The 13498-nt window shown below is 65.8% G+C and carries 10 protein-coding genes; 5 read left to right on the forward strand and 5 right to left on the reverse strand.

All coding sequences use genetic code 11. The features are described from left to right. Positions 1-48 precede the first annotated feature (48 nt). From OCK02_RS12835 to OCK02_RS12845, 3 genes are all read right to left on the reverse strand, one after another. Entirely contained in the window at positions 49-2580 is a 2532-nt protein-coding gene (locus tag OCK02_RS12835) for a methyl-accepting chemotaxis protein (RefSeq protein ID WP_263813408.1), read from the reverse strand. A gap of 274 nt (positions 2581-2854) precedes the next feature. After that, positions 2855-3001, reverse strand: a complete 147-nt coding sequence (locus OCK02_RS12840) for a hypothetical protein (RefSeq protein WP_263813409.1) — start codon at positions 2999-3001, stop codon at positions 2855-2857. 227 nt (positions 3002-3228) lie between these two features. After that, complete coding sequence (locus OCK02_RS12845) at positions 3229-4410, reverse strand: NAD(P)/FAD-dependent oxidoreductase (RefSeq protein WP_263813410.1); 1182 nt, start codon at positions 4408-4410, stop codon at positions 3229-3231. A gap of 158 nt (positions 4411-4568) precedes the next feature. Between OCK02_RS12845 and OCK02_RS12850 the strand changes: the two genes are divergently transcribed. The 5 genes from OCK02_RS12850 (at position 4569) to edd (ending at position 11622) form a co-directional block, all read left to right on the forward strand. Next, the gene (locus OCK02_RS12850; RefSeq protein ID WP_230807197.1) at positions 4569-6005 is read left to right on the forward strand and encodes a glutamine synthetase family protein; all 1437 of its coding nucleotides are present in this window, start codon (positions 4569-4571) and stop codon (positions 6003-6005) included. A 74-nt stretch (positions 6006-6079) separates the two neighbouring features. Further along, a complete protein-coding gene (locus OCK02_RS12855; protein ID WP_263813411.1) occupies positions 6080-7366 on the forward strand; it encodes an NAD(P)/FAD-dependent oxidoreductase in 1287 nt (428 codons plus the stop codon). A gap of 94 nt (positions 7367-7460) precedes the next feature. Continuing rightward, positions 7461-8933, forward strand: a complete 1473-nt coding sequence (gene zwf, locus OCK02_RS12860; protein ID WP_263813412.1) for a glucose-6-phosphate dehydrogenase — start codon at positions 7461-7463, stop codon at positions 8931-8933. 10 nt (positions 8934-8943) lie between these two features. After that, positions 8944-9642 carry a 6-phosphogluconolactonase gene (gene pgl / locus OCK02_RS12865; protein WP_263813413.1) on the forward strand — a complete coding sequence of 233 codons (699 nt, stop codon included), beginning with the start codon at positions 8944-8946 and terminating at the stop codon, positions 9640-9642. Between the two features lie 159 nt (positions 9643-9801). Next, positions 9802-11622 (forward strand): phosphogluconate dehydratase, encoded by a 1821-nt coding sequence (gene edd / locus OCK02_RS12870; protein WP_263813414.1) that lies wholly within the window; start codon positions 9802-9804, stop codon positions 11620-11622. A gap of 267 nt (positions 11623-11889) precedes the next feature. Here the strand turns inward: edd and OCK02_RS12875 are convergent, their stop codons facing one another. Together OCK02_RS12875 and OCK02_RS12880 are read right to left on the reverse strand one after the other, a co-directional pair. Continuing rightward, the gene (locus OCK02_RS12875) at positions 11890-12297 is read right to left on the reverse strand and encodes a hypothetical protein (RefSeq protein WP_263813415.1); all 408 of its coding nucleotides are present in this window, start codon (positions 12295-12297) and stop codon (positions 11890-11892) included. Positions 12298-12403: 106 nt separating this feature from the next. Then, positions 12404-13495 carry an ABC transporter ATP-binding protein gene (locus tag OCK02_RS12880; RefSeq protein WP_263813416.1) on the reverse strand — a complete coding sequence of 364 codons (1092 nt, stop codon included), beginning with the start codon at positions 13493-13495 and terminating at the stop codon, positions 12404-12406. Positions 13496-13498: the final 3 nt, after the last annotated feature.

Here is a 13498-nt window from a genome sequence, read left to right on the forward strand (position 1 = left end):
GGACAGGTGCAGGCCCGGCAGACCGGGCCTGCAGTATGAGGCCTGCGCTCAGGCGGCCTCGTAGCGATCGCTTTCCTCGGCTGCGGATGCCTCCAGGCGGAACTGCTGGACCAGCATGGTCAGCGTGTCGGCCTCGCTGGCGAGCTGACGGCAGGCGACGGTCGTGGTCTCCACCATCGCAGCGTTCTGCTGGGTCATCTGGTCCATCTGGTTGACCGAGCCGTTGACCTCGTTCAGCGCGGTCGCCTGGTCGCGGCTGGCCGTCGCCATCATGTCGACATGGTGGCTGACGGTGACAATCTGCTGGCTGATCGAGGCCAGTACGGCCCCGGTCTCCTGCACCAGGCGGGCGCCGTCGCTGACTTCCTGCGTCGACTTGTTGATGAGCCCCTTGATCTCGCGGGCGGCTTCGGCGGAGCGCTGGGCCAGTTCGCGCACTTCCTGGGCGACGACGGCGAAGCCCTTGCCCGCCTCGCCGGCACGGGCGGCCTCGATGCCGGCGTTGAGCGCCAGCAGGTTGGTCTGGAAGGCGATATCATCGATCACCTCGATGATCTGCTCGATCTGGCGCGAGGCGGCCTCGATCCGGCCCATGGCGTCGATGGCGCTGCCGACGACGGCAGCGGAGCTGTCGGCGCTGCGTTTGGTGTCGACCACCACCGCGTTCGCCTCGGTCGCCCGCTCGGCGGAAGACCTGACCGTGACCGTGATCTCGTCGACGGCAGCCGCCGTCTCTTCGAGCGACGCGGCCTGGGCCTCGGTGCGCTTGGAGAGCTGGTCGGCGGAGGAGCGCAGTTCCGTGCCGTTCTGCTGGATCGACAGCGCATTGTGGCGGATCTGCCCGAGCGTGTCCTGAAGGCGGGCGAGAGAGGCGTTGAAATCCTGGCGCAACTGCTCAAGGCGGCCGGTAAAGGGCGTCTCGATCTGTCGCGACAGGTCCCCCTGCGCAAGCCGGCCGAGACCGGCCGCGAGCGCATCGACGGCAAAGTTGATCTGGCGATCCAGCTCGCGCTTTTCGGCATCGTTCCGGGCGCGCTCGGTCTCGGCGGCGGTGCGCTGCTCCTCGCTCTCCGTCTCGATGCGGATCTTCGACAGCGCGTTCTCCTTGAAGACGCCGAGCGCGCGGGCCATGTCACCGATCTCGTCGCGGCGGGCACCGCCGTCGATGGCGGTGTCGAGCACGCCGTCGGCCAGCCGGCGCATTGCTGCGGTGATCTGGCCGATAGGTCCCTTCAGCGTCAGGACGAGGGCGCCGCCGGCGAGAACCGCGATGACGATCCCGCCGATCGTCGTCAGCACCGAGATCTGGTTGGCCTGGTCGCGCTCGACGGAAGCATGGGCCTTCTGGTTTTCGGCGAAGGCGGTCAGCTGGTTCCAGATGCTGTCGATCTCGGCGGCGGCGGCGGTGAACTCGGATTCGCGCTGATGGCTGATGTCGACGAGTGCTGCGCTGTCGGCATCCATCCCGTCGATGATCGGCCTGAGCGTGGCATTGAGCTTGGCGAAGAAGTCCATGTCGCCGGCGGTGACGCTCAGGCCCTCGATGTGCTGCCGCAGCATCTTAAACTGCTGGGCGATCTGGGCCTGGCCCTGCTTGTTGGAATTTTCCAGGAAGCCGGCGGCGGAGATGCGGATCGAATAGATGGCATTGACCAGTTCGCGCGTGCTCGCAAGTACGGCGGTCGACTTCAGAAGCGCCTCGTCGAGCCTGGAGAAGGTCATCGTCGCATCGCGCATCTTCGCGCTGGCCGCAGCCTGAAGCTGGATGCTCGTCTGGCGGAAGCGCGAGATGAGGCGGCCGATCGCCGTGGCATTGTCCTCGCTGACGTTCCCATTCGCAGCCAGCGTGCCGATCTCCGTAATCGTCTTCTCGAAGGTGTCGATGACGGCCTTCTGGTTGTCCGGCAGGCTCATGGCGATGCTGTTCTTCAGCGTCTTCAGATCGTCGTGCTTGTCGGCCGCCAGCTTGACCTTGGCCTCGGGCGTGGGCGCCTTGGAGAAGGCCGAACCGAAGGCGTTCAGTTCGTCGCTTGCAATCTTCAGACGCTCGGCCTCGCGCAGCAGCATCTTGGCGGCGTCCTCGTCGGAGCGCACGGCGAGATCCATGGTGCTGGTCGCGTCGAGGATCCGCATCTGCTCGCCGAACAGGCTGCGCAGGCCCTTCTGCATCGACTGGCGCAGCGAGACTTCGTTCTCATAGAGCGTCCAGAGCTGGCCGACCCGCTCGCCGATCCTGGCGCTGCCGTCGATGGCCTGCTGGAGCTGGCTGCGCCCCTCCTCGTCGGTGACCTGGGAAAGCGTATCCGCAAGCACGTCCTGCTGTGTCGCGATCTTCTCGACGACGGCGCCGCGCGTTTCCTCCGAGGTGTTCTGGAGAAAGGCGTTCATCCCCGCATAGACGTCCTTGAAGCCGCTCAGCGATTGCAGGACGCTGTTGGAGATCTCCATCCTGCCCTGCAGCAGGCCCGAGGCATAGAGCCCGGTCAGGCCGACGGCACTGATGCTGACGACAAAGGGGAGGATGAACAGAACGACTTTCGTCTGGATCTTGAAGCGGGCAAGAACCCGGTCGATTAACATCGGGCAGCACTCCGTGCGGGCGACCGCCTCCCTGCCCACTTGCCGTGAGTCTCCCAAGGGCCGGTCCGCCGAAACTGTAGTGGATTGATACGGATTTTCGCCGTGTGGCCCCGGGCGCATTCATTGCATGACCGCGGCACGATCTGTCGTGCACACGGTCCGGGCCAATATCCCGTGATCATCAACAGGAAGCTTTAAGAAACTTCGAACTTTCTCACCAATTCCTAATACTCGATCACCTTTTTTTTCGCAGGCGACGGGGGTTGGCGAGGCTTCAGGATAGGCTTGCCAGAAAAGCAGCGACCCCCGCCAGCAGCAAGGAGGCGACGGCGCAATGGGTGGCTATGGCGACCGTGCGGCGGCGGCCTTCCTCGGCGGCAGCGATGGCGATGGCGGCGGGGCGACGGTGAACTGCGGGCATGGCAAGACTCCGGTTACGAGCTACGGGAATCCCGGTTGATCCGGCCAGCCGGCCCACATCATGCTGTTTCGACCGCTCCGCCCGGGCCGAAACGTCGGCTCGGCGGACGGCAAAATGCCGGCTTGCAGGCAGGATCGTCCCGTACCTCTTAATGAAGGGTAAAGCCTGTCGCGCCGTTGCGCGAGCCCTACTTTCGCATAGCTAATACGGGCTTTCCGCGGCCCTCGTCAGACCGACTGGCCCGCCGCATGGCCGGATGCCCACGCCCATTGGAAATTGTAGCCGCCGAGCCAGCCGGTGACGTCGACAGCCTCGCCGATGAAATGCAGGCCGGGGACGGACTTCGCCCCCATGTCACGGGAATCGAGCTCGTCGGTGTCGATGCCGCCGAGCGTGACTTCGGCCGTCCGGTAGCCCTCCGAGCCTGCCGGACGGACCCGCCAGCGGCGGATATGGTCGGCGAGTGCAGCGAACCTGTAGCCCGGAATGGCCGCGACCGGACCGTCGATGCCGGTCTGGCGGACCACGAGTTGCGCCAGCTTGCGCGGCATGTGCTCGGCCAGGACCGTCTGCACCGCCTGCCGGCCGTTCGTTGCGCGCGCGGCCGCAAGCACGGCTACGACGTCGAGGTCGGGCTGCAGGTGAACGGTGATGTCGTCGCCCTCCCGCCAGAAGGACGAGATCTGCAGGATCGCCGGGCCGCTCAGCCCGCGATGGGTGAAGAGCATGGCCTCGCGGAACTCCGCCTTGCCGTGGCCGACGACGGCCTCCACCGAAACGCCCGGCATGCCCTCATGCAGCCCGAGGGCCTGCGGGTCGAGCGTCAGCGGTACCAGCGCCGGGCGGGTCTCGACGAGGCGCAGGCCGAACTGCTCGGCAATGCGATAGGCAAAGCCGGTGGCGCCCATCTTCGGGATCGACTTGCCGCCCGTCGCAATCACGAGCGAGCCCGCCTCGCAGCCGCCGTAGCCGGTGGCGACACGAAAGCCGCCCGCCGTGCGCTCGATCGCGGCCACCTCGGTCGAAAGCCGCAGTTCCACCCCGGCCTCGCGCATCTCCTTCAGGAGCATGGCGATGATGTCCTTCGCCGAATGATCGCAGAAGAGCTGGCCGAGCGTCTTCTCGTGCCAGGCGATGCCATGGCGCTCGACGAGGTCGAGGAAGTCGCGGGGCGTGTAGCGCGCCAGCGCCGACTTGCAGAAATGGGGGTTCTGCGACAGGAAGTTCTTCGGGCCGGCATGGATGTTGGTGAAGTTGCAGCGGCCGCCGCCGGAAATGCGGATCTTCTCGCCGGGCGCCTTCGCATGGTCGATCACCAGCACGCGCCGTCCGCGCCTGCCCGCCTCGATCGCACACATCATGCCGGCAGCGCCGGCACCGATGATGACAACGTCCTTCCTGTCCGCCACGCCGCATCGTCCCCGTTTCGCCTTCCCTTCCCGTTCCTTCGCATCAATGTCAACCGCCCTTGCACAGCCGGACAGCTTGCCGCATTCCGCCTTTCGCCCCCTAGCCAATGCCCAAACTCCGGATATGATAGCGCAACCGAAACCACCCACGGTGTGTCATGCCCTCAAAAAAGACCGTTGCCTCGACCATCCAGAAAGCCAGCAAGTCCTCGCAGATCCCCCCTGCCCTTTCCGCCCTGCGCGGCGTCAGCAACTGGAAGGAAGCAAGCGACTGGCTGAAGATCCGGGGCATCGAAGACATTGAGTGCATCACGCCGGACCTTGCCGGCGTGCCACGCGGCAAGATGATGCCGTCGTCGAAATTCACCTCCAACACCTCGCTCGCCCTGCCCTCGGCGCTCTACCGGCACACGATTTCGGGCGAGTATCCGGAGGAGACCGGCAATTTCCGTTACGAGCCGCGCGACAGCGACCTGAAGCTCCTGCCGGACCTTTCGACGCTGTCGATCGTGCCCTGGGAGACCGATCCGACCGCGCAGGTCATCTGCGACATCGTCGGCTCCAACGGCGAGGACGTCGCCTACACGCCGCGCAATGTGCTCAAGAACGTGCTGCGGCTCTACGAGGACCGCGGCTGGCGGCCGGTCGTGGCACCGGAGATCGAGTTCTACCTGGTCGCGCTCAACGACGACCCGGACTATCCGCTGCATCCGCCGAAGGGCCGCTCCGGCCGCTCGATCCTCGGCGGACAGGGCTATTCGATCGCCGGCATCAACGAATTCGACGAGTTGATCGACGACATCTACCATTTCTCGGAAAAGCAGGGCCTGGAGATCGACACCCTCATCCACGAGGAGGGGCCGGCGCAGCTCGAGATCAACCTGCGCCACGGCGATCCGATCGAGCTTGCCGACCAGGTCTTCATGTTCAAGCGGACGATCCGCGAGGCGGCGTTGAAGCATGGCATCTACGCGACCTTCATGGCCAAGCCGATGCAGGGTCAGCCGGGTTCGGCCATGCACATCCACCAGTCGGTGGTAGACATCAAGACCGGGAAGAACGTCTTTTCCAACCCGGACGGCTCGCCGTCCAGGGAGTTCTTCCACTTCATCGGCGGCATGCAGCGCTATGTGCCGAAGACGCTGGTGATGATGGCGCCCTACGTCAACTCCTATCGCCGGCTGACGCCCGACATGTCGGCGCCGGTCAACGTCGCCTGGGGCTACGACAACCGCACGACCGCCTTCCGCATCCCAGTCTCCGACGCCGGCGCGAGACGGGTGGAGAACCGCCTGCCCGGCTCGGATGCGAACCCCTATCTCGCGCTCGCAGCCTCGCTCGCCTGTGGCCTGCTCGGCATCATGAACGCCATAGATCCGACTTCGCCGACCGACGACACGGCCAACGAGGGCTCGATCGACCTGCCGCGCGGCCTGCTCGAAGCCGTCTCGCTGCTGGAATCCGATCCGGCGCTGACCGATGCGCTGAACCCCGACTTCATCGGCCTCTATGCCGGCGTCAAGCGCGGCGAGTTCGAAACCTTCATGCAGGTGATCAGCCCCTGGGAGCGGGAGTTCCTGCTGCTCAACGTCTGACAGGCCGCCTGGCCGTCGCGCCTGCTCCCGGCAAGGCGGGGCGGGCGCACCGTTTCAATTCCGGAAGCATTCCCATGTCCTGGCAAAGCCCCATCTCACCCGGCATCTCCTGGTACGAAGCGACCGTCGGCGAACGTCCCGAATACCCGCCGATGGCAGGCTCCTGCGAAACGGACGTCGCGATCGTCGGCGGCGGCTTCACCGGCCTGCAGGCAGCCTATCAGCTGGCGTCGAAGGGCGTGCGCGTCGTGCTGATCGACGCCAACCGCTTCGGCGACGGAGCCTCGGGGCGAAACGGCGGCCAGCTCGGCACCGGCCAGCGCGCCTGGCCGGAGGAACTGGAAGACGAGGTCGGCTACGAGCGCTCGAAGGGGCTGTTCGACCTTGCCGAACATGCCAAGCATTACCTGCTGGACTTCGCCGCAAGCCGCGGCCTCGACATCGAGTACGTACCGGGGCAGATGAACGTCTCGCACAAGAAGGGGCTGGAGAAGGACTATCGCGCCAATCCGGAGGTCGCCGCCAGCCGCTACGGCTATGCGCATTCGACCTTCATGGATCGGGAGGAGACGCAGGAGCGGCTCGGCTCGCGCTTCTATCTCTTTGGCGTGCGTGACACCGGCACCGGCCATATCCATCCGATGAAGCTGCTTGTCGGCGTGGCGAAGGCCGCGTCCGAGGCCGGCGCCGTCCTGCACGAGAAGACGGCCGCGACGAAGATCGAGCGCAGCGGCGGCAAGGCCGTGATCACCACGCCTAAGGGAACCATCACCGCCGACCGGGCGCTGATCGCCTGCAACGCCTATATCGGCAACCTCGAGCCGAAGACGGCGGCACACGTGATGCCGATCCGCTCCTTCATCGGCGCGACGCCGGTGCTCGACGCCTTCCCGAAGGTGCTGCCCGGCGGCGAGGCGGTCGCCGATTCCCGCTTCGTCGTGCGCTATTTCCGCAAGAGCCGCGACGGGCGGCTGCTGTTCGGCGGCCGCGAGGCCTATACGGCCGACAACCCGCGCGACATGACCGAGCACATCCGCCGCCAGATCGCGGAGATCTATCCAGCACTTGCCGATATCGAGATCGCCCATGCCTGGGGCGGATCGGTCGGCATCACCATGCCACGGCAGCCCTATGTGCGCGAAGTCATGCCGGGAATTACCTCGATCGGCGGCTATTCCGGCCACGGGGTGATGCTGTCCAACTACTGCGGCAAGCTCTTCACCGAGGAGGTGACCGGCGGCAGTGCGGAGCTCGACATGCTGAAGTCGCTGAAGATAAACGCCTTTCCCGGCGGGCTTTCGCTGCGCGCGCCGCTGCTGTTCCTGGCGATGACGTGGTACGCCTTCCGCGACAAGTTGTGATACAGGTAGGGGCGTTTTTGTTGCGCCGCACGCTGGCCATTTTAAATCGATTAGATTATAAACGCCGACAACGCGAACCAGATCGAGAATTGCAATGAGCAGTCAAATCATCCCCGTCGAGCCGTTCGACTACGTCGTCTTCGGCGGCACCGGTGACCTCGCCGAACGCAAGCTCCTGCCGGCGCTCTATCACCGGCAGATCGCCGGCCAGTTCACCGACCCGACGCGTATCATCGGCGCCTCGCGTGCCGCCATGACGCATGAAGCCTATCGCGAATTCGCCACCAAGGCGCTGAAGGAATTCCTGAAGCCCGGCGAATTCGACGAGAAGGAAGTGAAGACCTTTACCGACCGGCTGTTCTACGTCTCGGTCGATGCCAAGTCCGAGCAGGGCTGGGACGATCTGAAGAAGATCCTCGACGAGGGCAAGGAGCGCGTCCGCGCCTTCTACCTCGCGGTTGCGCCGGCGATCTTCGGTGAGATCGCCGAGAAGATCCGCGACCACAAGCTGATCACCAAGCAGACCCGCATCGTCGTCGAGAAGCCGATCGGACGCGATCTCGCGTCCGCCACAGAGCTGAACGACACGATCGGCCGGGTGTTCCGCGAAGACCAGATCTACCGGATCGACCACTATCTCGGCAAGGAGACGGTGCAGAACCTGATGGCACTGCGCTTCGCCAATGCGCTCTACGAGCCGCTGTGGAACTCCGCCCATATCGATCACGTGCAGATCACGGTGGCCGAGTCGGTCGGGCTGGAAAGCCGCGCCGGCTACTACGACAAGGCCGGTGCACTGCGCGACATGGTGCAGAACCACATCCTGCAGCTTCTCTGCCTCGTGGCGATGGAAGTGCCCTCGTCGATGGATGCCGAAGCCGTCCGCGACGAGAAGCTCAAGGTGCTGCGGGCGCTGAAGCCGATCGACGAATACAACGTCGAGCGGCTGACGGTGCGCGGCCAGTACCGGGCCGGCGCCTCTGCGGGCGGGCCGGTCAAGGGCTATCTGGAGGAACTGGAAGGCGGCGTCTCCAACACCGAGACCTTCGTCGCCATCAAGGCCGAGATCGGCAACTGGCGCTGGGCCGGCGTGCCCTTCTACATCCGCACCGGCAAGCGCATGGCAAGCCGCGTCTCGGAAATCGTCATCACCTTCAAGCCGATCCCGCACTCGATCTTCGAGCCGGCCGCCGGCCGCATCGAGGCCAACCAGTTGATCATCCGGCTGCAGCCGGATGAAGGCGTCAAGCAGTGGCTGATGATCAAGGATCCCGGCCCCGGCGGCATGCGGCTGCGCAACGTCTCGCTCGACATGACCTTCGCGCAGGCGTTCGAGACGCGCAACGCCGACGCCTACGAACGGCTGCTGCTGGACGTGGTGCGCTCGAACCAGACGCTGTTCATGCGTCGCGACGAGGTGGAAGCCGCCTGGCACTGGGTCGATCCGATCCTCAAGGCCTGGGACGCCACCGGCCAGCAGCCTCAGGGCTATACCGCCGGCACCTGGGGGCCGAGCCAGGCGATCGCGCTGATCGAGCGCGACGGCCGCACCTGGCACGAGAGCTGAGGGTCTGGCGATGACCAACAAGCTGCATGAATTCAAGGACACCGTCGCCCTTGCGGAAAGCCTCGCGGACGCCGTCGCCTCGGTTTTGAAGGTGGCGATCGCCGAGCGCGGGACGGCATCGCTCGCCGTCTCCGGCGGCTCGACGCCCAAGCAGTTCTTCAAGGTGCTGTCTTCGCGCGAACTGGACTGGTCGAAGGTGACGGTGACGCTGGTCGACGAGCGGTTCGTTCCCGCCGACAATGCGCGCTCGAACCACCTGCTGGTGGCCGAGAACCTGTTGCAGGGGGAAGCGGCCACGGCCCGCTTCCTGCCGCTCTATCGCGAGACGGCGACGATCGGAGAGGCCGCACATCTGGCGAGCACCGACATTGCCGCCGTTGCGGTTCCGTTCGACGTGGTCATCCTTGGCATGGGCAATGACGGGCACACGGCCTCCTTCTTCCCGGGCGGTGACCGGCTTTCGGAAGCCCTGTCGCTCCAGACCCCGCGCGGCGTGATCACGATGGAAGCGGAAGGAGCGGGCGAACCGCGCCTGACGCTGACCTTCTCGAGCCTGCAGGACGCCCGCTTGCTCGCGCTGCATATCGAGGGGCAGGCCAAGAAGGATACGCTGGACAAGGCGCTGGCCGCCGGCGCGGAGAGCGAGATGCCGGTGCGGGCAGTGCTGAACCGGGCGAAAACGCCGGTCGACATCTACTGGGCGCCGTAGCGTCCCCGGCGCGGCGGCCAGAGCCGCTGCGCCCGCGAGAGAATGAGCGGCGGCAAACCGTCCGCGATGCGAAACCGGACCTTTGCCGTGACGACCCGACCGCGCGTGCTCGGCCGGGGCCGCAGAACATTGCAATCGAGAGAAATCAGGATAGCAGCCATGTCCGCCGATTCCCGAATTGAAGCCATCACCGCCAGGATCGTGGAGCGATCGAAGCCCCTGCGCGAACGCTACCTCGATCGCCTGAAATCCGCCGTCTCGAAGGGGGTGCACCGCTCCGTGCTCGGCTGCGGCAACCTCGCGCACGGCTTTGCCGTCTGTTCCCCCGCCGAGAAAGTGGCGCTGGCGGGCGACCGCGTGGCCAATCTCGGCATCATCACCTCCTACAACGACATGCTTTCCGCCCACCAGCCGTTCGAGACCTATCCGGCGCTGATCCGGCAGGCCGCCCACGAGGCCGGCGGCGTGGCGCAGGTGGCCGGCGGCGTGCCGGCCATGTGCGACGGCGTCACCCAGGGCCAGCCCGGCATGGAACTGTCGCTGTTCTCGCGCGACCTGATCGCCATGGCCGCCGGCGTCGGGCTGTCGCACAACATGTTCGACACGGTCGTCTATCTCGGCGTCTGCGACAAGATCGTCCCCGGGCTTGCGATCGCTGCCCTGACCTTCGGCCACCTGCCGGCGATCTTCGTTCCCGCCGGGCCGATGACCTCGGGCTTGCCGAACGACGAGAAGGCCCGGGTGCGCCAGCTGTTCGCGGAAGGCAAGGTCGGGCGCGACGAACTGCTGGACGCCGAATCCAAATCTTATCACGGCCCGGGCACCTGTACGTTCTACGGCACCGCGAACTCCAACCAGATGCTGATGGAGATCATGGGCCTGCACATGCCCGGAGCCTCCTTCATCAATCCCGGCACGCCGTTGCGCGACGCGCTGACGAAGGAAGCGACCCGGCGGGCGCTCGCGATCACCGCCCAGGGCAACGAGTTCACGCCTGCCGGCGAGATGATCGACGAACGCTCGATCGTCAACGGCGTGGTCGGCCTGCACGCCACCGGCGGCTCGACAAACCACACCCTGCATCTCGTCGCCATCGCGCGCGCAGCCGGCATCGTGCTCACCTGGAAGGACATTTCGGAGCTTTCCGACATCGTGCCGCTGCTCGCCCGCGTCTATCCGAACGGGCTTGCCGACGTGAACCATTTCCACGCCGCCGGCGGCATGGGCTTCCTGATCAAGGAACTGCTCAAGGCCGGCTACCTGCATGACGACGTACGCACCGTCTACGGACAGGGGCTGCATGCCTATGCGATCGATCCGAAGCTCGGCGAGGACGGCAACGTCCGGCGCGAGCCGGCGCCGATCGTCAGCCACGATCCGAAGATCCTCGCCAATGTCGAGCATCCCTTCCAGCATACGGGCGGCCTGAAGATGCTGACCGGCAATATCGGCAGCGCCGTCATCAAGACCTCTGCCGTCAAGCCCGACCGCCATGTGATCGAGGCCCCGGCGAAGGTGTTCCACGACCAGGCGGCGCTGAATGCGGCGTTCAAGGCCGGCCAGCTGGAGGGCGATTTCGTCGCGGTGGTCCGCTTCCAGGGCCCGAAGGCCAACGGCATGCCGGAACTGCACAAGCTGACGACCGTGCTCGGCATCCTGCAGGACCGCGGCCAGAGGGTGGCGCTGCTCACCGACGGGCGCATGTCCGGCGCCTCCGGCAAGGTTCCGGCGGCGATCCACGTCACGCCGGAAGCCGTCGACGGCGGCCCGATCGCCCGCATCCGGGAGGGCGATATGATCCGGCTCGACGCGGTCAGCGGCACGATCGAGGTGCTGGAGGATGCGGCGACGTTTTCCGCCCGCGCGCCTGCGACCGCCGACCTCGCCGAGAACGAATTCGGCATGGGCCGCGAACTCTTCGCCCCCTTCCGCGCCATCGCCGGCCCGGCGGATCACGGCGCGAGCGTGCTGTTCGCGTAGGCGGCGGAGGGGACTGGCGCAGACAGCCCCTCATCCGGCCGGCCGGCCACCTTCTCCCCGCAGGCGGGGCGAAGGAGACGCGTGGCGACGCCTCGCTATCCGGCGACCGGTGAGTTTCAAAGTGGCGATGATGCCGTCGTGATTTGAGCAGAACAGCCGCGGCATCCCTCCTTCTCCGCGCCTGCGGGGAGAAGGTGGCCGGCAGGCGGATGAGGGGCGGACCGGACCTGCGACGCAAGCGCCCTCTCCGCCGGCCTCGATGCCGCCTCAGCCGCCGTAGATGTCGAGCGTCCGGTTGCGATGGTTCGGGTGGGTCGAATAGACGAAGACGCGGTTCATGTCCGTTTCGGCGAGCAGGCGCAGGAACCGGGCCTCGACGAGGTCGTTGGCGTAGACGCGCAGCGCCAGGCAGCCGATCATCGGGATGCGGGCGCTGACGATGTCGAGATAGAAATTGTTCGGCAGGTTGAACTTGGTCGACATCCTGAGGACGGCGCCGCTGCGCGACAGCTTGACGATCTCGCAGCGGCGGGAGGCCAGATTGACGATACCGCCGGTCTCGGTGAACTCGATGCGCGCCTCGTTGCAGGTGTCCTCCATCGGGAAGTGCTTTTCCCGATCGTACATGAAGGATTCTTCCTTGTTCAGGTAGTTCGAACGCTGCGACAACTGCATGCCCAATCCCGGTATTCCCGCTCAATTTCCGGCAGGAAAGCTAGGTTGGAAAACCTTAAGATGGCGTTCAACGCCCTTACCAAAAGGCACCACCTGTTCCGGTTCGCTACAGGGCCCGGTAGCTGATGCCGCCCTTGTCGAAAAGATGCAGCTTGCTGCGGTCGGCCGAAAGGCGCACCTTGTCGCCGCGCCGGACGGCCTGGATGCCTGGGATCTTGGCGATGATCGGCTCGCCCTCGACGAGCCCTTCGATATAGAGAAGCGTGACTTCGCCGAGCGCCTCGACGATGGCGACGGTGCCTTCGAACAGGAAGTCCGGACCGGTCGTGACCTGCAGGTCCTCGGGCCGGACGCCGAAGCTCACATCCTTGCCGTGCTCAGCCTCCGGCGTCGCGATGTCGAGGGTCGCCGCCGTGCCGCCCTTCAGCTCGACCGTCGTCGTCTGGCCCGCCATGACCACCTTCGCCGGCAGGACGTTCATCGCGGGCGAGCCGATGAAGCGGGCGACGAACAGGTTGGCGGGCCGCTCGTAGAGTTCCAGCGGCGCGCCCACCTGCTCGATATGGCCGGCGGAGAGCACGACGATGCGGTCGGCCAGCGTCATCGCCTCGACCTGGTCGTGGGTGACGTAGATCATCGTCGTATCGGCCATGCGTTCGGAGAGCCTGGCGATCTCGATGCGGGTGGCGACGCGCAGGGCGGCGTCGAGATTGGAGAGCGGCTCGTCGAAGAGGAAGACCTTGGGATTGCGGCAGATGGCCCGGCCGATCGCCACGCGCTGGCGCTGGCCGCCGGAAAGCGCCTTCGGCAAGCGATCGAGATAGTTGGTGAGCTGCAGCATTTCGGCCGCTGACCGGACGCGCCGGTCGATCTCGTCCTTGCCTTCCTTGGCGATGCGCATGCCGAAGGCCATGTTCTCGTAGACGGTCATGTGCGGATAGAGCGCATAGGACTGGAAGACCATGGCGATGCCGCGCTTGGACGGCGGCACGTCGTTGACGCGCTCGCCGTCGATCATCATGTCGCCGGCGGTGATCTCCTCGAGCCCGGCGATCATCCGCAGGAGCGTCGACTTTCCGCAGCCGGACGGTCCGACGAAGACGATGAACTCGCCCTGCTTGATGTCGAGATCGATGCCGTGGATCACGTCGACCGCGCCATAGGACTTGCGAATATCCTTCAATACCAGGCCCGTCATGCT

The sequence above is a fragment of the Rhizobium sp. TRM96647 genome (assembly GCF_025780115.1).
In the GTDB taxonomy this organism is placed as follows: domain Bacteria; phylum Pseudomonadota; class Alphaproteobacteria; order Rhizobiales; family Rhizobiaceae; genus Mycoplana.